The sequence below is a fragment of the Zavarzinia marina genome, from assembly GCF_021568905.1.
Lineage (GTDB): Bacteria > Pseudomonadota > Alphaproteobacteria > Zavarziniales > Zavarziniaceae > Zavarzinia > Zavarzinia marina.
Genome location: NZ_JAKGSB010000001.1, coordinates 790524 through 809112 on the forward strand (window position 1 = coordinate 790524; position 18589 = coordinate 809112).

Consider the following 18589-nt stretch of genomic DNA (forward strand, 5'->3'; position numbering starts at 1 on the left):
TTACCTCTTGTTCTTCGGGTTCATGGCCGCGACGTCCAGGACTTCGGGCTGGGAACCGGCATGCGGATGTTCGGAACCGGCATAGACACGCAGATTCGACATCTGCTGACGGCCGAGGGGGCCACGGGGCACCATGCGCTCGACGGCCTTGATCAGGACGCGCTCGGGATGGCGGCCATCCAGGATCTGGGCCATGGTGCGCGACTTGATGCCGCCCGGGTGGCCGGTGTGCCAGTGGAACTTGCGGGTCTCACGCTTGCGGCCCGTGAACTGCACCTTGTCGGCGTTGATCACGATGACGTTGTCGCCCATGTCGACATGGGGCGTGAAGGTGGCCAGATGCTTGCCACGCAGACGGTTGGCGACGATCGATGCGAGACGGCCAACGACCAGCCCTTCGGCGTCGATCACCACCCACTTCTTTGTCACTTCCGCCGGCTTCGCGGAATAGGTCTTCATTGCTCGAACCTCGTTGAGCCGGGCGGCGGGCCCGGCGGAGGCCGGCATATAGGCAGAGCAGCGGAGCGAAATCAAGCCTCTTCAGCGCAATGAAATCAGCATCTTATCGATACGGTATTATTTTACCGTTTCCTAACCCGCTGATTTTTGGTGAGCCCGTCAGGCGGGCACGTCGATACCGCGCTGGACCGCCGGGCGGCCGCCCACGCGCTCCAGCCAGGCGGTGACGCCGGGCAGGCCCTCGACATCGACGCCCAGGAAGCCGCCCAGCTTCACCCAGGGGTAGGAGGCGATGTCTGCGACCGAATAGTCCGCGCCGCCGAGATAGGGGGCGGCGGCGAGCCTTGTCTCCAGGACGTTGTAGATGCGTTCCACCTCGCCCGAGAATCGCGAAAGCGGGTAGGTCTGGGGCTCGCCCTGATAATTCCGGAAGTGGAAGAGCTGGCCCATCATGGGCCCGATGGAGGCCATCTGGAAGAAGAGCCATTCGAGCTGTTCCGCGCGGGCCGCCTCGCCCACCGGCGCCAGCAGGCGCCCGGCCTTTTCGGCCAGATAGATCAGGATGGCGCCCGACTCGAAGACCACCTGTCCGGTGTCGGTGTCGCGGATCACCGGGATCTTGTTGTTCGGATTGAGGGCCAGGAATTCCGGCGAGAACTGCTCCCGCTTGCCGAGGTCGATCGCATGGACGCTGTAGTCCATGCCCAATTCCTCGAGCATGACGGAGACCTTGCGGCCATTGGGCGTCTTCGCGGTGTAGAGTTCGATCATGGTCTAATTCCGGCGCTGCAGCACGAGACGATAGGCTTGCCGCAAGCGGCCGCCATGGCCAAACGAATAATTCGGCCGGAAAACAATTCGGCCGGAACGTGATCCGCCAGGGAGATTTCGATGAACGCAATGAATGGCGCGCCCCCGGTGCTGCGCGAGGATCGCGACGGCATCGCCACCCTCACCCTGAATCGCCCGGCGGCGCGGAACGCCCTGTCGATGGACATGATGGCGGCGCTGATCGACGCCTTCGACGCCATCGATGCCGATCATTCGGTCAAGGTCGCCGTCCTGGCGGCCGAAGGTCCCGCCTTCTGCGCCGGCCACGACCTGAAGGAATTGCGCGCCATCGGCGAGGACGGAGAGCGTCTGGGCGCCATCTTCGCGCGCTGCAGCCACCTGATGCTGCGCATGCAGTCGCTGCGCCAGCCCGTGATCGCCCGGGTTCACGCCATGGCGACGGCCGCCGGCTGCCAACTCGTCGCGACCGCCGACCTCGCCGTCGCGGCGGAGGGCGCGCGTTTCGCGACGCCCGGCGTCAACATCGGTCTGTTCTGCTCCACCCCCATGGTGGCGCTGACCCGCAACGTGCCGCGCAAGCAGGCGATGGAAATGCTGCTGACCGGCGAAGCCATGGACGCCGCGACGGCCGAACGCTATGGCCTGATCAACCGGGCCGTGCCGGCGGATGCCCTCGATGCGACGGTCCACGAGATGGCGGCGCGCATCGCCTCGAAATCGCCCCTCACCCTGTCGATCGGCAAGGAAGCCTTCTATGCCCAGGTCGAGAAGACGACCCAGGAGGCTTACAACTACGCCTCCGCCGTCATGACCCGGAACATGCTGGCCAAGGATGCCCAGGAAGGCGTCGGCGCCTTCATCGAGAAGCGCCACCCGGTCTGGTGCGGCTGCTGAAGTCGGGGCCAGCGCGGCAGGCCCGAAGGGCATCGCCCTCGGGCCGGCTCACCGGCTCATGCAGCGTTCGACCGAGGCCCGAAAACGGGCATCCACCTCCGTCGGCACCGACTGCCCGTTGACCATCGCCTCCATATCGGCGAGCGAGAACTGTCCGTTCCGCAGTTCGCTTTCCAGCCAGTCGACCTGACAGTCGCACAGATTGTCGATCGTCGCCCGATCCAATGCCTGGCCCAGCGGGCCCCGGCCGATCGACGACCGGCAATCCCGGGTCATATTGCCACGGACTTCGGCAAGCATTCTCCCGTCGTCCCCGAAGAACATCGCGGCGTCCGGCGATATCGACGTCGAGGACGGCCTCGAAGCGGGCGCGGGCGTTCCGCGCGTTTCCACCGCCACACGGCCGGGCGGTGACGCGCCGTCGCGGGGCATTCGCCGCTCGATCCATTCGGCGCCGAAATAGACGCCGGCCGCGACGAGCAGGAAGAGGAGCGTCAAGAGCACATAGTCGCGAAACGTCAGCATCACCGGTGACTCCCGTACGGCAGGCCATGCCATTTTGCCGGAAAGACCGCGATGATGATCCCGCAAAGATCGTTAAGCGGGAATGAAGATTCGCGCCTAGATAAGCCCCGCCAGCGGCGAACTCGGATCGGCATAGAGTTTGCGCGGCATGCGGCCGGCGCGATAGGCGAGACGGCCGGCCTCGATCGCCGCCTTCATGGCGCGCGCCATCAGGATCGGCTCCTTCGCCTCGGCGATCGCCGTATTCATGAGAACCGCGTCGCAGCCGAGTTCCATGGCGACGGCGGCATCGGACGCGGTGCCGACCCCGGCGTCGACCAGAACCGGCACCTTCGCTTCCTCGATGATCAGGCGGATATTGACGGCATTCTGGATGCCGAGGCCGGAGCCGATGGGCGCGCCGAGGGGCATGATGGCACAGCAGCCGATCTCCTCGAGGCGCTTCGCCGCGATCGGATCGTCGGCGCAATAGACCATGACCTCGAAGCCTTCCTTCACCAGAACCTCGGCCGCCTTCAGGGTCTCGGGCATGTTGGGATAGAGGGTCTTCACATTGCCGAGCACCTCGAGCTTCACGAGGTTCCAGCCCCCCGCCTCCCGCGCCAGGCGCAGCGTGCGGACCGCGTCGTCGGCCGTATAGCAGCCGGCGGTATTGGGCAGGAAGGTATAGTGCCTGGGATCGAGATAGTCGACCAGCATGGGCGCGCCCGGCGTCGCCAGATTCACCCGGCGCACGGCGACGGTGACGATCTCGGCGCCCGAGGCGGCAATGGCGTCGCGGGTCTCCTCGAAATCCCTGTACTTGCCTGTTCCGACCAGAAGGCGCGAGGTGAAGCGGCGCCCGGCGACGGTCCAGTGATCGTCGTCGGCGCCGGCATGGTCGCCGCCGCCGATGAAATGCACGATCTCGATCCGGTCGCCGTCGGCGAGCGAAACGGCGTCATAGGTGGAACGCGGCACGATCTCCAGATTGCGCTCGACCGCCACCTTGCCCTGGTCGAGACCCAGCTGCGAGATCAGGGACGCCACGGTCGCCGGGCCGTGAAACTCCATGGCGTCGCCGTTGACGGTGATGTTCATATCCATTCTCGTCCGCTGATTCCTGCTTTCCGGGGTTCGCCCGTCACATATAGGGGATCGCCGGGCCCGAGTTAACCTTTTGGTTAGCGAGTTTTGCCATCTTGCAGGCCATCCCGGCTCCATTCATGGTCTGGCGCCGAAGGGCGACTTTCGGGAAACCACGCGGGGTATGAAACGTGGAAAGCAGCGCCATCCAGCTGAAGGCCGTGATCGACACGGCGGTCGACGGCATCATCATCATCGACCGCAACGGCAGCGTCAAAATGTACAATGCCGCCTGCGAGGAACTGTTCGGCTATGCCGCGCCCGAGGTTCTGGGCCAGAACGTGCGCATGCTGATGCCCCCGCCCTATCGCGACGAGCATGATTCGTATCTCGACAATTACCGCAACACGGGCATCCGCAAGATCATCGGCATCGGCCGCGAGGTCGTCGGCCAACGGAAGGACGGCAGCACCTTCCCCATGGAACTCTCGGTCGGCGAGACATCCGCCGACGGCGAGAACTTCTATGTCGGCATCATTCGCGACATTTCCGAGCGCAAGCGCGCGGAAGAAGCCATCCGCGCCTCCGAGGCGACCATGCGCGCCGTCATCGAGACGGCGGTCGACGGCGTGATCATCATCGACGACGCCGGCAAGGTGCAGATCTACAATCCCGCCTGCCAGAAGCTGTTCGGCTATCCGGCGTCGGAAGTGATCGGCCGCAACGTGCGCATGCTGATGCCGCTGCCCTACCGCGAGGAACACGACGGCTATATCTCCAACTACCAGCGCACCGGGGTCCGCAAGATCATCGGCATCGGCCGCGAAGTCGTCGGCCAGCGGAAGGATGGGTCGACCTTTCCCATGGAACTTTCCGTCGGCGAGGCGATGGCGGACGGCAAGAAGGTCTATGTCGGCATCATCCGGGATCTTTCGGAGCGGATCGAGGCGATGGAGGCGGTGACCACCGCCAAGCAGGCCGATGCCGCCAACCGGGCCAAATCCGAATTCCTGGCGACCATGAGCCACGAGCTGCGCACCCCCATGAACGGCATCCTGGGCATGACCGGGCTCCTCATGGACACGCCGCTGACCACCGAGCAGCGCGAATATGCCGAGGCGGTGCAGAAATCGGGCGAGACCCTGCTCACCCTCCTCAACAACATCCTCGACCTCTCCAAGATCGAGGCCGGCCGCTTCGAACTCTACGACCGGCCGTTCGATCCGAACGAGGTGCTGGACGGCATCGCCGCCGTCTGGGAAAGCCAGGCCAACCGCAAGGGCCTGGAATTCTTCGTCACCAATGATCTGCGCGGCGTTTCTGCCCTCATCGGCGATCCCGACCGCCTGCGCCAGATCCTGGTCAACCTGGTCTCCAACGCCGTCAAATTCACCTCGTCCGGCTTCATCGCGCTGCGCGTGAAACGCGAGGCCTCCATGGGCGAGAAGGTCGTGCTGCGCTTCGAGGTGAAGGATTCCGGCATCGGCATCGCCGAGGACGTGCAGAACCGCCTGTTCCGCAAGTTCGAGCAGGCGGATGCCGATACCGCGCGCACCTATGGCGGCTCCGGCCTCGGCCTCGCCATCTGCCGGCAGCTGACCGAGATGATGGGCGGCCATATCGGCCTGGTCAGCGCGCCGGGACGCGGCTCCACCTTCTGGGTCACGCTGCCCTTCGACGTGGTCGAAGCCGAAGGTTACGAGGACGGCGCCCGGATCGAGAAGGCCGCAGCCGAGAAAAGATCTGAAAATACGGTTCCCAACTCCCTGAAAATACTGGTTGCCGAGGATCATCCATACAATCAGAAACTGATGCTGGCGCGGCTGGGCGCGGCCGGTCATTCGGTCACCCTCGCCAATGACGGGGTCGAAGCCCTGGCCAAGGCCACGGAGCAGGAATTCGATCTCGTGCTGATGGACGTGCGCATGCCGGAGATGGACGGCATCCAGGCGACGGCGGAGATCCGCAAATTGCCCCCGCCCCACGGCACGGTTCCCATCATCGCGGTGACGGCGCATGCCATGCGCGGCGACCGCGAGCGCTATCTCGAGGCCGGCATGGACGATTACGTCTCCAAACCGGTCGATTTCGGCGCCCTGTTCCAGGTCGTCCAGAAAGTTCTCGACCGGCACCACAAGGGGTGACGGGCACCCGCGCGGGACCATGCCTGGCCATTTGCGCCCGCACCGCCGCCACTGTAATGTTCGCCAGCCCATAGCGGCAGCGATTCATCCGGTGCCGGGGCGGCCAGCCGGCGTCACTTTCCGCCAGTGTCACTTTCCGCCAGCGTCACTTTCCGAGGGAACAACATGCGGCCGATCGTTCTGGTGCTCAACGGACCGAACCTGAATCTCCTTGGCCTGCGCGAACCCCATATCTACGGACACGACACGCTGGCCGGCATCAAGGCCATGGTGGAGGCCTGGGGCGAGAGCTTCGGACTTGAGGTGGAATTCCACCAGAGCAACCACGAAGGCGAATTGATCGACCTGATCCATGGCGCACGGGGCCGCGCCGCCGGGATCATCATCAATGCAGGGGCATTGACCCATACCTCGATCGCGATCATGGACGCGCTGCTCGCGGTCGACGTGCCGGCGATCGAGGTTCATCTGTCCAACATTTTCAAGCGTGAAGCCTTCCGCCATCACTCTTATGTCGCGTTCGCGGCACGGGGCGTGATATGTGGCCTCGGCGTTCAGGGCTATCTGCTGGCGCTCGAGGCGGTGAAGGGCTTGGTTTCGCCCGATACGCCGCCCCGGAACTGATCCGATGGATCGGATCCCGTCCGGGCATTCGGGGCCGGTGCCCTTCTTGAGATCGGAGAAATGAGTTGATGGCCAAAATGTCGCTCGACAAGACGCTGATCCGCGAGCTGTCCGAGCTGCTTATCGAAGCCGACCTGACGGAGATCGAGGTCAGCGAAGGCGGCCGTTCCATTCGTGTCGCCCGTCAGGTCACCGTCCTGGCCGGTCCCTCGGTCGCGGCGGCGCCGGCCCCCGTGGTCGCGGCCCCGGCGGTTGCGGCCGCCGCGCCTGCCGCGGCGGCACCGGCCGCCGTCGACGGGACGCCCGTGACCTCCCCCATGGTCGGCACCGCCTATCTCTCGCCGGAGCCCGGCGCCGCCGCCTTCGTCCGCCCGGGCGACCGCGTCTCCAAGGGCCAGACCCTTCTGATCGTCGAAGCGATGAAGACCATGAACCCGATTCCCGCGCCCCGCGACGGCACGGTGAGCAAGGTGGCCGTCGAGAACGGCCAGCCGGTCGAATTTGGCGAGATCCTGGTCGTCCTCGAATAAGGACGGATGCATCCCATGTTCGAAAAGCTCATGATCGCCAACCGCGGCGAGATCGCGCTGCGCATTCACCGCGCCTGCAAGGAAATGGGCATCGCCACCGTGGCGGTGCATTCGACGGCGGATGCCGACGCCATGCACGTCCGCCTCGCGGACGAGAGCGTCTGCATCGGCCCGCCGCCCTCGAACAAGAGCTATCTCTACATCCCGTCGCTGATCTCGGCCGCCGAGATCACCAATACCGACGCCATCCATCCCGGCTATGGCTTCCTGTCGGAGAATGCCAATTTCGCCCAGATCGTCGGCGAGCACGGCATCACCTTCGTCGGCCCGAAGCCAGAGCACATCCGTATGATGGGCGACAAGATCGTCGCCAAGAAGACGGCCAAGGAACTCGGCATCCCGGTGGTCCCCGGCTCGGAAGGCGGCGTCTCGACGGAAGCGGAGGCGATCGCCATCGCCGAGGAGATCGGCTTTCCGGTCCTGATCAAGGCGGCGTCGGGCGGCGGCGGGCGCGGCATGAAGGTGGCGCGCAGCCTCGACGAGCTGGCCGTCGCGCTGTCGACCGCCCGCTCCGAGGCCAAGGCCGCCTTCGGCGACGACGCGGTCTATATCGAGAAATATCTCGGCCAGCCGCGCCACATCGAGATCCAGGTGATCGCCGACAGTTTCGGCAATGTGGTGCATCTGGGCGAGCGCGACTGTTCCCTGCAGCGCCGCCACCAGAAGGTGCTGGAGGAAGCCCCCTCGCCCATCCTCGACGTCGATGCCCGCAACAAGATCGGCAACATCGTCGCCGACGCCATGCGCAAGCTCGGCTATCTCGGCGTCGGCACGGTGGAATTCCTCTATGAGGACGGCGAATTCTACTTCATCGAGATGAACACCCGCCTGCAGGTCGAACATCCGATCACCGAAGCGATCACCGGCATCGACATCGTGCGCGAGCAGATCCGGATCGCCGCCGGCGCGCCGCTCTCCTTCTCGCAGGACGACGTCCAGTTCTCGGGCCATGCCGTCGAATGCCGCATCAATGCGGAGAACCCGGAGACCTTCACGCCGTCGCCGGGGCTGATCCTCGACTACCATCCGCCCGGCGGTCCCGGGGTGCGGATCGATTCGGCGGCCTATGCCGGCTATCGCATCCCGCCCTATTACGACAGCCTGATCGGCAAGCTGATCGTCCACGGCAAGAGCCGCGGCGAATGCCTGATGCGCCTGCGCCGGGCCCTCGACGAATATGTCGTCGGCGGCATCGAGACGACGATCCCGCTGCATCAGCGCCTGATCGGCGAAGCGGATTTCGCCGCCGGCGACTATCACATCCACTGGCTCGAGAAGTTCATCGAACGGACCCGCAGCCAGGACGATTGATCCCTTCGCCGGGGCCGTGGTCCCCGGCGGTGACAGCATGGGCCGTGGGGGGCTATCCTCCCACGGAATCATGACCGAGCTGACCCCTGCCCTGTTGCTTCGCGCCTATGCCGCCGGGATTTTCCCGATGGCCGATCATGTGGGCGACGAGGACCTGTTCTGGGTCGATCCCGACTGGCGCGGCATCCTGCCGCTCGACCAGTTCCACGTGCCGAAGAGCTTGGCCAAGGTGGTGCGCCGCGACCGTTTCCAGGTGACCGTCGACCGCGACTTCGAAACCGTCATCGCCGGCTGCGCGGCGTCCGCGCCCGGCCGGCGCAGCACCTGGATCAGCCACCGCATCCGCGGCCTCTATGCGGATCTGTTCCGCCTGGGTCACGCCCATTCGATCGAGACGCGGCTGGATGGCCGCCTGGTCGGCGGGCTCTATGGCGTGCGGCTCGGCGCCGCCTTCTTCGGTGAGAGCATGTTCAGCCGCGAGACCGATGCCTCGAAAGTGGCGCTGGTGCATCTGGTGGCGCGGCTGCGGGCCGGCGGCTTTCGCCTGCTCGACACCCAATTCGTCACCGGGCACCTGATGCGCTTCGGCGCCCTGGAAATCCCGCGCGAGAATTATCGGCGATTGCTGGACGCGGCCCTGGCGCCGCCGTCAGGGGATTTCGACGCCCTGCCTCAGGGCTTGCCGGGGGACGCCGTCATGCAGGCGGTGACCCAGACGTCGTAGACCGGGTGTTCCAGCGCCGACAGCGCCGGGCTCGACGCGAACATCCAGCCGGAGAAGACGGGCAAGGCGCCCTCGCGGCCCGGCGGCTCGTCGGTGATCTCGAGAAAGGCCGAGCTTTCGGGCGTCTCGTCCGGCGGTGCCGTGATGCATTGGCGGACGCGGATGGTCAGGGTGCCGAATTTCGCCGCCTCGCCCATGGCGACGCGGATTTCGGTGGTCCGCCCCGTGATCTTGTCGAGACCGCCGAGGACGACACCCGGCATGTCGCCCGAGGGAGCGGCTTCCTCCGCCGGGGCGGCGGGTTCCGTCGGCTCGGCCGGCGGCACGTCGATTTCGGGGATTTCCTCGATCGGCGGGGCGGCGTCCTCGCCGGGCACGGTCTCTTCCGGCGGGGCCGAATCCTCGGCCGGAGCCTGTGCCCGGGCAGCGCCCGGGAGTGCATGACCCGAGAGCGCGAGGCCGAGCCCGATCAGGACGGCACCGGCGACGACACGAAGACGATGGCGGCCGATGGGGCTCAAGGTCCCGTCCCGGCGGGGGCCGTGCCGTCGGCGGAACCGAAGACGGCCTTCGAGATCAGCCCCATCAGGTCGACGGCGCCCTGGGTGTATTTGATCTCCCCGCCGTCGGCGAGCATCGCGTCCGAACCGCCGGGCTCGATCGCGACATAGCTGCCGCCCAGCAGGCCTTCGGACGCGACCTTGGCCGAACTGTCCTCGGGCAGTTCGATGCCGTTGGCGATGGTCAGATGGACGCTGGCGCGAAACGTCACCGGGTCCAGGGACTGGCCGGTCACGCTGCCCACCTTGATCCCGCTGATGCGCACGTCGGCGCCGGTCGGCAGGCCGTCGACACGGTTGAACTGCGCGGTGAGCTGATAGCTGCCCCCCGTGCTGGGGCCGACGTTGGAATAGGCGAACGCCAGAAAGACCCCCGCCACGGCAATGACGATGGCACCGATCAGGGTTTCGACCAGATTGGAACTCATGGCCCCTTGTTTCCCCCGGGAAAGCGGCAAAATCGGGGCGGGCGTGCCCCCCGCCCGCGGTTACTCGGGGCCGTCAGGCCCCCGAAACGGTCAGGCCGGCGTCCAGGGCTCGTAGTCGCCGACGGCGCGGGACCGGCTGCCTTCGGACAGCAGGCTGCCCGGCGGGTGATAGGCGGCGGCGGTACCGGTCAGGTTCGGATGATGCGGCTTCTCCCAGGTCTGGGTGGGCAGCGGCTTTTCCGAGGGCGGCGCATCGGTCAGGCCGTGAAGCCAGGCGTGCCATTCCGGCGGAATGCGCGTCGCCTCGATCTCGCCGTTGTAGATGACCCAGCGGCGATCCCCGCCGCGCTCCCGGTAGTAGACGTTGCCCTGCTCGTCCTCGCCCACCTTCTCGCCCTTGCGGGAGGTGAAGAGAGCAGTGCCGAGCGTGGAATCGTGCCACCAGGTCAGGGCGCGCAAAAGGAAGTTCATGGCCGGTCCGAACTGAAAATCCGTCTCCCGACCTTCTACCGCGCCTTGGCCGTCCAACGCAAATGCGAAACCCGGCGGGGCCTTAGGCAATTGGCCCGGCCGCGCCCTTCACCACCACGGGAATCCCGGCGACGACGAAGAACACCCGCCCCGCGCGCGCCGCGAGACGCTGATTGAGGCGCCCCGCCTCGTCCCGGAAACGCCGGGCCAGCGCATTGTCGGGCACGATGCCGAGGCCGACCTCATTGGCGACCAGCACCGTCGGTCCGCGCCGCCGCGCCAGCGCCGCCTCCAGCGCGGCGAAAGCCCCCGGCAGATCGTGCTCCGCCAGAATCAGGTTGGTGAGCCAGAGGGTGAGGCAGTCGACCAGGACCGCCGCATCGCCCGGCAGGCCGTCCAGCGCCGCGGCCAGTTCCACCGGGGCCTCCACCGTGCGCCAGGCCCCCGCCCCCGCCCGTTCCTCCCGGTGGCGGGCAATCCGTGCCCGCATCTCGTCGTCGAGGGCCTGCGCGGTCGCGACGTAATGCCAGGGCCCAGGGCCGCCGCCGGTGACCAGCGCCTCGGCGCAGCGGCTCTTGCCCGAACGCGCGCCGCCCAGCACCAGGGTCAGGGCGGGCAGTGTGGCGGGTGCGTCAATTGGGCTCATGCGTCGGACATCCGCTTTCCCGAGGTGAGGCCGCCCGCTGCAATCATAGTGCAGCACTGCGCCATTAGAGTTCCGCCTTCAGCGATATTCGTCAGGGGCGAGTCAGTACCATGCGTAAGACGTCGGCTGCCATCATCACCTTGCTCTGCCTGCACGGCGTCGACGCCCAGGCGGCCAGCGCCATCAGCCTGCTGGTCCAATTCGACAAGCTCCGCGAGGAATACCCCGAGCTGATCGAGCGCAATCTCCAGATCGTCATCGACACGACGAAGAACCGCACGGCGGCCGAGGAAGCCCGCGCGGTCCAGGACGACAACGAGCAGAACGTGATGCAGATGGCCGATGCCCTCGGCCCCGTGCTCGGCCCGCTCTTCGCCGAGGCGTTTCTGGACGATATCGGCCTCACCAGCCTGCGCCTGCCGCTGACCGCCACGGCCCTCGACATCGCCTATATCACGGTGCTCGACGCCGTCATCGCCAAGGAATATTTCAAGAATCCGCGCCCGTTCCAGGTCAGCGACGAGGTCGAGCGCGCGGAGGGCAGCAGTGGCGGCGGCTATTCCTATCCGAGTGGCCACACCACCTTCGGCTACACGATGATGCTGTCGCTCGCCTATCTGTTTCCCGAGCGCTATCAGGAAATCGTGACCCGGGCTTCGGAATACGGCAACAACCGCATCGTCGTCGGCGTGCATTATCCGATGGACGTGATCGGCGGGCGCATCATCTCGGAATCGAATGTCGCGGAACTGCTGGCCAATCCGGTCACGCGCCTCGAGTTCAACCTCGCCTCGGCCGAGCTTCACGCCTATTTCGAGCGCAATTGCGGGGCGACGGCGGCGGAATGCGCCAGGGCCCGGAGCGAGGACGACATCTTCGCCAATTACGAACAGAACAAGGCCGATTACACCTATCGACTGACCTATGGCTTCACCGGCACGTTCGACACCGACGTGCCCATGGACGTGCCGGCCGGCGCCGAATGGCTGATCGCCAGCCGTTTTCCCTATCTCGATGCCGAACAGCGCCGCGAGGTTCTGCGCACCACGGCGCTGCCGTCGGGCGACGCCATGCTCGACATCGAGAATTGGGAGCGCCTGAACCTCTTCGCCGCCGCCGACGGCTATGGCGCCATCGAGTCGGACACCCGCGTCTCCATGCACGGCCAGTCGGGCGGCTTCGAACTCTACGACCGCTGGCGCAACGACATCACCGGCAACGGCATCCTGACCAAGGACGGCACCGGCTGGCTGGACCTGACCGGCGACAACAGTTTCGGCGGCATCGTCGTCGAGGGCGGCACGATCCGCCTTCTGGGCGACAACGACTTCTCCGGCACCTCGGCGGTTGCCGGCGGCACCCTGATCGTCGACGGCCGCCTGGCGACGCCCTTCGCCGTCGCCGTCACCGAGGGCGGCCTTCTCGCCGGCAGCGGCGTGATCGACAGTATCGTCACCATCGCCGACGGCATCCTCGCCCCCGGCACCGACGGCCCCGGCACCCTGACCATCGGCGAACTGCATCTCGGTGACGAGAGCATGGTCGTCTTCCAGCTCGGCGAGCCGGGCGTGATCGGCGGCGCTCTCAACGATTACGTGGCGGTCGACGGCGCGCTCGGCCTCGACGGCACCTTCCACATCGCCAATGCCGACGACTATCTGGCGCCCGGCGTCTATCGCCTGTTCACCTATGGCGGCGCGCTCGACGATGCCGGTCTCGACCTCGGCACCTTCCCCGGCAATGCGACGGCCGCCGCCCTGACGGTCGATACGTCGAATGCCCATCAGGTCAATCTGGTGGTCGGCGATGCCGATGGCGAGCTCAGCTTCTGGAATGGCGGCCAGACCACGCCGGACGGCACGGTTCATGGCGGCACCGGCATCTGGACGGCGACGACGCCCAATTGGACCGATCTCGCGGGCGACATCACCTTCGCCTGGAACGGCATGCGTGCCGTCTTCCAGGGTGCCGCCGGCACCGTTTCCGTCGCGGGCGGGCAGAGCATCGAAGGTCTCGTCTTCGTCACCGACGGCTATCGCCTGACGGACGGTGGCGACGGCGCCCTGATCACCATGAACACCGCCGAAATCCAGGTGAACAGCGGCGTGATCGCCTATGTCGACGTGCCCGTCATGGGCCCCGGCGGCATCGACAAGACCGACGGCGGCACCCTGGTGCTGAGCGCCGTCAACGGCTATCAGGGCGGCACCCGGCTTTCGGGCGGCGTGCTCTCCGTCGGCGCGGACGGCAATCTGGGCGCGGCGGAAGGCGCACTTCACTTCGACGGCGGCGTGCTGCGCATCACCGGCACCGGCTTCACCGAAACGGCACGCTCGATCCTGTGGGGCGACGGCGGCGGCGGTTTCGACATCGCGGACGCCGCCAACGGCTTCACCGTGGCCCAGGACCTGAGCGGCACCGGCGGCCTGCTGAAGACCGGGGCCGGCACCCTCTTCCTGACCGGCACCAACAGCATCATCGGCACCATCGAGGTCGCGGACGGCACCCTGGCCGGCGACAGCGACAGCCTGAATACCGACATCCTCGACGATGCCGAAGTGACCTTCTACCAGGCGGCGGACGGTATCTTCGCCGCCCGGATCGGCGGCACCGGCCATGTCACCAAGGATGGCGACGGCACGCTGACGGTGACCGGCACGATGGCCCAGACCGGCGGCACCACGATCGCCGGCGGCACCTTGCAGATCGGCGACGGCGGCACCGCCGGCACGCTCTACAATGCGGTGGTCAATCTCGGCACGCTGGTCTTCGACCGCGCCGACGACACGACCTTCAGCGGCAGCATCGCCGGCACCGGCATGGTGGTGAAGCGCGGCGCCGGCACCCTGAACCTGACCGGCGACAGCACGCTGACCGGCGATACGCTGGTCGAGGGCGGCACGCTGGCGGTCAACGGCGCTCTGCCCGATTCCGACGTCACCCTGAACCCCGGGACCGCGATCACGGGCATCGGCCGCATCGGCAGCCTGACCGCCCTGATGAACAGCGTGGTGGCACCCGGCGACGAGGTCGGCGTCGGCCTGATCGAGATCAACGGCGACCTGAGCCTGATGGCCGGCAGCCGTTTCGAGGTCGAGGTCGACGGGGACGGCGACAACGACCATCTGACCGTCACCGGCGCGACCACGATCGGCGACGGCGCGGAACTGGCCCTCGCCGGCATGCGCCCGGGCGAGCGCTATACGGTGATCTCCTCCGCCGGCGGCGTCAGCGGCCGCTTCATGGACCTCGAGGACGATTTCGCCTTCCTCGATCCGACCGTCACCTATGACGCGGACAGTGTCACGGCCGCGCTCGAACGGAACGGCACCGCCTTCGCCGAGAGGGCCGACAGCGAGAACGGGCGCCAGGCCGCGGCGGCGGTCGAGGCGCTCGGCACCGGCAATGCCCTGTTCGACGACATCCTGACCGCGACTCCCGATCAGGCGGCGGCCGCCTTTGCCACCCTGACCGGCGAAATCTATCCGGGTGCCGTCGCCGTCCTGATGCAGGAGGCACGGCACGTCCAGAACGCCATCGTCGGCCGTCTGCTGCGCAGTCTCCGGGGCCCCGGTACGGCCGTCGCCACCGCCCTTCCCGGCGCCGCATCCGGCGACACCGGCGGCGAAGGCCCGCGCAACCGTGCCTTCTGGACCAGTGCCTATGGTGCCTTCGGCACCTATGAGGGCGAGGCCGGCGCCGGCGTGGACAGCACCACCACCGGCTTCCTGATCGGCGCCGACGCCGAGACCGAGGGCGGCTGGCGTCTCGGCATCGCGGGCGGCATCGCCCAGGTCTCGCTGGACGGCGACAGCATCCTGTCCTCCGCCGATCTGACCAATTACGGCGTCGCCCTCTATGGCGGCAAGCAGTTCCGCCGGGTCGGCCTGCGCCTCGGCGCGTCCTACGCCTATACCAGTGGCGATGGCGAACGCACCGTGGTCCTGCCCGCCGGCAACCAGCATCTGACCGCCGACTATACCGCCTCCACCTATCAGGTCTTCGCCGATGCCGGCTATGACCTGCGGCTGCGCGGCCGGCTCGCCGTCGAGCCCTTCGTCGGCGTCAGCCTCGGCCGCGTCTCGGGCGACGAGGTTGAGGAGACGGGCGGCAGCGCGGCCCTCACCGCCGACGACATGGACGCCACCACCAGTCATTCGACCGTCGGGGTGCGCTTCGGCAGCGAACGCGAGCGCGGCGACCAGGCGTTCGGCTTCGACGGTGCCGTCGGCTGGCGCCATGCCTTCGGCGATACCGAGCCGACCGCGGACATGAGCTTCAACAGCGACCCGGCGGGCGGCTTCAGCGTCTCCGGCACACCGCTCGCGCGCGATGCCCTGGCGCTGGAGGCGGGCGTCGACTACAGCGTGAGCCAGAGCCTGGAGCTGGGCGTGCGCTACAATGGCCAGATGGCGTCCGAGGCGGACGAGCACGGCCTCTCGATCAACCTGCGGGTCAAGTTCTAGGACGGATCCGCGCCGTCGCCTCGATCTCGATCCTCATCCGGGGATCGGCGAGGCCGGTGACGAGCATCGTCGCGGCCGGCCGGATCTCGCCGAAGGCCCGGCGCAGCGCCGGCCAGCAGGCGGGAAAATCATCCGCGTCTGGCAGGTAATATCGAAGGCGGACGATATCCGCCATGGCGGCGCCGGCCTCGGCCAGCGCCGCCTCGATGTTGCGGAGCGCCTGTTCGCATTGGCCGGCGACATCCTCGACGATGGTCATCGCGGCATAATCGAAACCGGTGGTGCCGGAGACGAAGACCCAGTCGCCGTCGACCACGGCGCGGGAATAGCCGATCTCCGCCTCGAAGCTGGACCCGGATGAAATCAGCCGGCGCATCGTCTCAGATCCCCTTTCGCCTCAGCCTGTTGATCGCCTCGTCGAGGGCCGACAGGAAGCTGGAACGGTCGCGCGGCGAAAACGGCCGCGGGCCGCTGGTCACCTCCCCCGCCGCGCGCAATTCGGTCATCAGGTTGCGGGTGGCGAGCGCGAGGCCGATCGAATCCGGGGTGAAGGGCTTGCCGTTCGGCGCCAGCGCGATCGCCCCCGCCTTCACCGCCCGCGAGGCCAGGGGCACGTCGGCGGTCACGACGATGCTGGCGGGATTTGCGCGCTCGGCGATCCAGTCGTCCGCCGCGTCGAAACCGTCACCGACGATCACACGCTCGAGCAGGGGGTTGCGCGGCAGGTTGAAGAAGGCGTTGGCCACCACCGTCACCGGCACGCCGTAACGTTCCGCGACCTTGAACACCTCCGGTTTCACCGGACAGGCGTCGCCGTCGACCAATATGGTGATCGTCCCGCTCACCGGAACGGCGGCTCGTCGAAGGAGCGGAGTTTCCGCGAATGCAGCATATCCTGGCGCCGCTTGAGCAGATCCAGCGCGCCGAGACCGATCAGAAGGTGCTGCGCCACCGCGCGCTCGTAGAAGGCGTTGGCCGCGCCGGGCAGCTTGATCTCGCTGTGCAGCGGCTTGTCGGACACGCAGAGCAAGGTGCCATAGGGCACCCGCAGGCGATAACCGTTGGCGGCGATCGTGCCGCTCTCCATGTCCAGCGCCACGGCGCGGGAGAGATTGATGCGGCGGCTTTCCTGGGTATAGCGCAGTTCCCAGTTGCGATCGGCATTGGTGACCACGGTGCCGGTGCGCAACCGCTCCTTCAGCGCGTCCTCCGCCTCGCCGGTGACGGCGGCGGCGGCATCCTGAAGGGCGACCTGGACTTCCGCAAGGGCGGGGATGGGCACTTCCGGCGGCACCAGATCGTCGAGAATGCCGTCCTGGCGCAGATAGGCATGGGCCAGCACATAGTCGCCGATCTGCTGCGATTGGCGCAGCCCGGCGCAATGCCCGACCATGAGCCAGCAATTGGGCCGCAGCACCGCCAGATGATCGGTGATGTTCTTGGCGTTGGAGGGGCCGACGCCGATGTTGATCAGGGTCACCCCCTGCCCGTCCCGCGCCGCCAGGTGATAGGCCGGCATCTGGTAGCGGTGCCACGGGCTTTCGGCGACGATGCGGTCGGCTTCCTGTTCCGGCGTGTCGCGGTCGATACGGCCGCCGCCGGGCATTTCGAGGTGGGAATAAGCGTCGCCGTCGCGCAGCCGGGCCCGGGCCCAGCGCACGAATTCGTCGACATAGCGGTGGTAGTTGGTCAGCAGGATCCATTTCTGCACCTGCCGCCAGTCACCGCCGGTGTAATGCACCAGGCGGCGCAGCGAATAATCGACACGGATGCCGTCGAACAGCGCCAGCGGCAGGGTGCCGCCCGGCCCCGCCACCCATTGCCCGTCCGCCACCTCGTCGCCGACGCGGCTGAGATCCGGCTTCGGGAACAGGGTGCCCATTTCCGCCGCCGTCACCCCGGCACGGGCGATCTCGTCGATCCGCTCGATGACATAGGGATAGGGGATTTCCTGTTCGCTGGTGACGACCTCGATGGCGGCACCATATTCGGCCACCAGGGGCCGCAATTGTTCCAGCAGATAGGCGCGGAAATGGCGCGGCTGAGTCACCGTGGTCTCATAGACGCCGGGATGCTGGAACTTGGCATAGGCCCGGCGGTTGCGGGTCTCGGGCCCGACCTCGTTGCAGGTAACGCGAAGCCGCGGATAGCAGAAGCCGGCACGGTCGCCCGGTCCCGGCGCCACCCGGTCCCGCAGATAGCGGTCGACCGCCTCGGTCAGGGCGCCGACGGCGCGGTCGTAGAGAAGTTCGAGCCGATCGACGGCGGCCTCAGGTGTCAACACGATCCCCCTCGTCCCCGCCGGATGCCGGCAGGTCATGCAGCGCCGGGATCCGTCCCCGGCCGGGCCGGCGCACGGTCCAGCGCATGGGCACCGCCGCCGCGCAGGAAGAAATGCACGAGTGCCGCGAGAATGGCCACATTCTTCAGCAGGGGTCCGGTATGTCCTGGCGCGATATGGATCGACAGGGTGATGGGCACCAGGGTGACGAAGAGCACCAGCGCGCTCAGCCGCGTCATCAGGCCGAGGGCCAGCAGGATACCGAAGACGACGAAGACGATGCCGGAGAGATGCAGCAGCAGGCCGGGATCGGCAATCGCGCGGACTAAGCCCAACCAGGGCGAACCTTCGATCCGCGCCAGCATCTGTTCGTGTTCGACGAAATGGCCGAGACCGCCGACGATGAAGATCGGCGCGGTCAGCACCCGGAACACCAGATCGCCGATGCCGGCGAAGCGTTCGAGCCCGACGATCCGGGCGAGCCCCGCGTCGAGGCCCGTCAATCGGGACCACATTCTCCATATCCTCCCTGTGCTATAGGGTGGATGTGGGCGCTTCCGCCGGCCCGTGCAAGCGCCGGCCGGCGGAAGCGAGGAACCGGCGGCCCCT

Annotated in this window: 19 protein-coding genes; 7 read left to right on the forward strand and 12 right to left on the reverse strand. The window is 67.1% G+C overall.

The genetic code is table 11. The annotated features are described in order from the left end of the window. Together rplM and L2U69_RS03750 are read right to left on the reverse strand one after the other, a co-directional pair. Nucleotides 1-459, reverse strand: a complete 459-nt coding sequence (rplM, locus tag L2U69_RS03745) for a 50S ribosomal protein L13 (RefSeq protein ID WP_236105065.1) — start codon at nt 457-459, stop codon at nt 1-3. Nucleotides 460-618: 159 nt separating this feature from the next. Further along, the gene (locus tag L2U69_RS03750) at nt 619-1230 is read right to left on the reverse strand and encodes a glutathione S-transferase family protein (protein ID WP_236105071.1); all 612 of its coding nucleotides are present in this window, start codon (nt 1228-1230) and stop codon (nt 619-621) included. A gap of 120 nt (nt 1231-1350) precedes the next feature. Between L2U69_RS03750 and L2U69_RS03755 the strand changes: the two genes are divergently transcribed. Continuing rightward, the gene (locus L2U69_RS03755) at nt 1351-2145 is read left to right on the forward strand and encodes an enoyl-CoA hydratase (RefSeq protein ID WP_236105077.1); all 795 of its coding nucleotides are present in this window, start codon (nt 1351-1353) and stop codon (nt 2143-2145) included. Nucleotides 2146-2193: 48 nt separating this feature from the next. Here L2U69_RS03755 and L2U69_RS03760 read toward each other — a convergent pair whose 3' ends face one another. Both L2U69_RS03760 and thiS read right to left on the reverse strand, forming a co-directional pair. Beyond that, nucleotides 2194-2670: a hypothetical protein gene (locus L2U69_RS03760; RefSeq protein WP_236105091.1), complete on the reverse strand. Its 477-nt coding sequence runs from the start codon at nt 2668-2670 to the stop codon at nt 2194-2196. Nucleotides 2671-2766: 96 nt separating this feature from the next. Continuing rightward, nucleotides 2767-3750, reverse strand: a complete 984-nt coding sequence (gene thiS, locus L2U69_RS03765) for a sulfur carrier protein ThiS (protein WP_268967213.1) — start codon at nt 3748-3750, stop codon at nt 2767-2769. A gap of 176 nt (nt 3751-3926) precedes the next feature. Here thiS and L2U69_RS03775 point away from each other — a divergent pair, with 176 nt between their 5' ends. From L2U69_RS03775 to aat, 5 genes are all read left to right on the forward strand, one after another. Next, the gene (locus L2U69_RS03775) at nt 3927-5879 is read left to right on the forward strand and encodes a PAS domain-containing hybrid sensor histidine kinase/response regulator (RefSeq protein ID WP_236105126.1); all 1953 of its coding nucleotides are present in this window, start codon (nt 3927-3929) and stop codon (nt 5877-5879) included. A 165-nt stretch (nt 5880-6044) separates the two neighbouring features. Beyond that, the gene (gene aroQ / locus L2U69_RS03780; protein ID WP_236105127.1) at nt 6045-6503 is read left to right on the forward strand and encodes a type II 3-dehydroquinate dehydratase; all 459 of its coding nucleotides are present in this window, start codon (nt 6045-6047) and stop codon (nt 6501-6503) included. 68 nt (nt 6504-6571) lie between these two features. Further along, nucleotides 6572-7033, forward strand: a complete 462-nt coding sequence (accB, locus tag L2U69_RS03785; RefSeq protein WP_236105184.1) for an acetyl-CoA carboxylase biotin carboxyl carrier protein — start codon at nt 6572-6574, stop codon at nt 7031-7033. A gap of 15 nt (nt 7034-7048) precedes the next feature. Then, nucleotides 7049-8404: an acetyl-CoA carboxylase biotin carboxylase subunit gene (gene accC / locus L2U69_RS03790; protein ID WP_236105222.1), complete on the forward strand. Its 1356-nt coding sequence runs from the start codon at nt 7049-7051 to the stop codon at nt 8402-8404. A gap of 70 nt (nt 8405-8474) precedes the next feature. Beyond that, entirely contained in the window at nt 8475-9128 is a 654-nt protein-coding gene (aat, locus tag L2U69_RS03795; RefSeq protein ID WP_236105223.1) for a leucyl/phenylalanyl-tRNA--protein transferase, read from the forward strand. On the opposite strand, the gene L2U69_RS03800 is transcribed toward aat, so the two are convergent. The 4 genes from L2U69_RS03800 to cobU form a co-directional block, all read right to left on the reverse strand. Beyond that, nucleotides 9077-9649 carry a DUF2155 domain-containing protein gene (locus L2U69_RS03800; RefSeq protein WP_236105224.1) on the reverse strand — a complete coding sequence of 191 codons (573 nt, stop codon included), beginning with the start codon at nt 9647-9649 and terminating at the stop codon, nt 9077-9079. The two genes, aat and L2U69_RS03800, sit on opposite strands and share 52 nt — an antisense overlap. Next, entirely contained in the window at nt 9646-10116 is a 471-nt protein-coding gene (gene mlaD / locus L2U69_RS03805; protein WP_236105225.1) for an outer membrane lipid asymmetry maintenance protein MlaD, read from the reverse strand. The genes L2U69_RS03800 and mlaD overlap by 4 nt, the downstream gene beginning before the upstream one ends. Nucleotides 10117-10206: 90 nt before the next feature. Then, nucleotides 10207-10587, reverse strand: a complete 381-nt coding sequence (locus L2U69_RS03810) for an NADH:ubiquinone oxidoreductase subunit NDUFA12 (protein ID WP_236105226.1) — start codon at nt 10585-10587, stop codon at nt 10207-10209. Nucleotides 10588-10669: 82 nt separating this feature from the next. Continuing rightward, nucleotides 10670-11233: a bifunctional adenosylcobinamide kinase/adenosylcobinamide-phosphate guanylyltransferase gene (gene cobU / locus L2U69_RS03815; protein ID WP_236105227.1), complete on the reverse strand. Its 564-nt coding sequence runs from the start codon at nt 11231-11233 to the stop codon at nt 10670-10672. 110 nt (nt 11234-11343) lie between these two features. Here cobU and L2U69_RS03820 point away from each other — a divergent pair, with 110 nt between their 5' ends. After that, nucleotides 11344-15699: an autotransporter domain-containing protein gene (locus tag L2U69_RS03820; protein ID WP_236105228.1), complete on the forward strand. Its 4356-nt coding sequence runs from the start codon at nt 11344-11346 to the stop codon at nt 15697-15699. On the opposite strand, the gene L2U69_RS03825 is transcribed toward L2U69_RS03820, so the two are convergent. The 4 genes from L2U69_RS03825 to L2U69_RS03840 are packed head-to-tail and all read right to left on the reverse strand — an operon-like array spanning nt 15689 to nt 18495. Continuing rightward, entirely contained in the window at nt 15689-16075 is a 387-nt protein-coding gene (locus L2U69_RS03825) for a RidA family protein (protein ID WP_236105229.1), read from the reverse strand. The genes L2U69_RS03820 and L2U69_RS03825 overlap by 11 nt on opposite strands. Nucleotides 16076-16079: 4 nt before the next feature. Beyond that, nucleotides 16080-16544, reverse strand: a complete 465-nt coding sequence (locus tag L2U69_RS03830) for a YaiI/YqxD family protein (RefSeq protein ID WP_236105230.1) — start codon at nt 16542-16544, stop codon at nt 16080-16082. Beyond that, the gene (locus tag L2U69_RS03835; protein ID WP_408065797.1) at nt 16541-17983 is read right to left on the reverse strand and encodes an AMP nucleosidase; all 1443 of its coding nucleotides are present in this window, start codon (nt 17981-17983) and stop codon (nt 16541-16543) included. The genes L2U69_RS03830 and L2U69_RS03835 overlap by 4 nt, the downstream gene beginning before the upstream one ends. A 32-nt stretch (nt 17984-18015) precedes the next feature. Further along, nucleotides 18016-18495: a DoxX family protein gene (locus L2U69_RS03840; RefSeq protein ID WP_236105232.1), complete on the reverse strand. Its 480-nt coding sequence runs from the start codon at nt 18493-18495 to the stop codon at nt 18016-18018. Nucleotides 18496-18589: the final 94 nt, after the last annotated feature.

Coding starts and splice junctions, on each gene's coding strand:
- L2U69_RS03810 (WP_236105226.1), bottom strand. CDS start 10,587: ATGAACTTCCTTTTGCGCGCCCTGACCTGGTGGCACGATTCCACGCTC.
- aroQ (WP_236105127.1), top strand. CDS start 6,045: ATGCGGCCGATCGTTCTGGTGCTCAACGGACCGAACCTGAATCTCCTT.
- L2U69_RS03825 (WP_236105229.1), bottom strand. CDS start 16,075: ATGCGCCGGCTGATTTCATCCGGGTCCAGCTTCGAGGCGGAGATCGGC.
- L2U69_RS03750 (WP_236105071.1), bottom strand. CDS start 1,230: ATGATCGAACTCTACACCGCGAAGACGCCCAATGGCCGCAAGGTCTCC.
- mlaD (WP_236105225.1), bottom strand. CDS start 10,116: ATGAGTTCCAATCTGGTCGAAACCCTGATCGGTGCCATCGTCATTGCC.
- aat (WP_236105223.1), top strand. CDS start 8,475: ATGACCGAGCTGACCCCTGCCCTGTTGCTTCGCGCCTATGCCGCCGGG.
- L2U69_RS03820 (WP_236105228.1), top strand. CDS start 11,344: ATGCGTAAGACGTCGGCTGCCATCATCACCTTGCTCTGCCTGCACGGC.
- thiS (WP_268967213.1), bottom strand. CDS start 3,750: ATGAACATCACCGTCAACGGCGACGCCATGGAGTTTCACGGCCCGGCG.
- cobU (WP_236105227.1), bottom strand. CDS start 11,233: ATGAGCCCAATTGACGCACCCGCCACACTGCCCGCCCTGACCCTGGTG.
- accC (WP_236105222.1), top strand. CDS start 7,049: ATGTTCGAAAAGCTCATGATCGCCAACCGCGGCGAGATCGCGCTGCGC.
- L2U69_RS03840 (WP_236105232.1), bottom strand. CDS start 18,495: ATGTGGTCCCGATTGACGGGCCTCGACGCGGGGCTCGCCCGGATCGTC.
- rplM (WP_236105065.1), bottom strand. CDS start 459: ATGAAGACCTATTCCGCGAAGCCGGCGGAAGTGACAAAGAAGTGGGTG.
- L2U69_RS03755 (WP_236105077.1), top strand. CDS start 1,351: ATGAACGCAATGAATGGCGCGCCCCCGGTGCTGCGCGAGGATCGCGAC.
- L2U69_RS03760 (WP_236105091.1), bottom strand. CDS start 2,670: ATGCTGACGTTTCGCGACTATGTGCTCTTGACGCTCCTCTTCCTGCTC.
- accB (WP_236105184.1), top strand. CDS start 6,572: ATGGCCAAAATGTCGCTCGACAAGACGCTGATCCGCGAGCTGTCCGAG.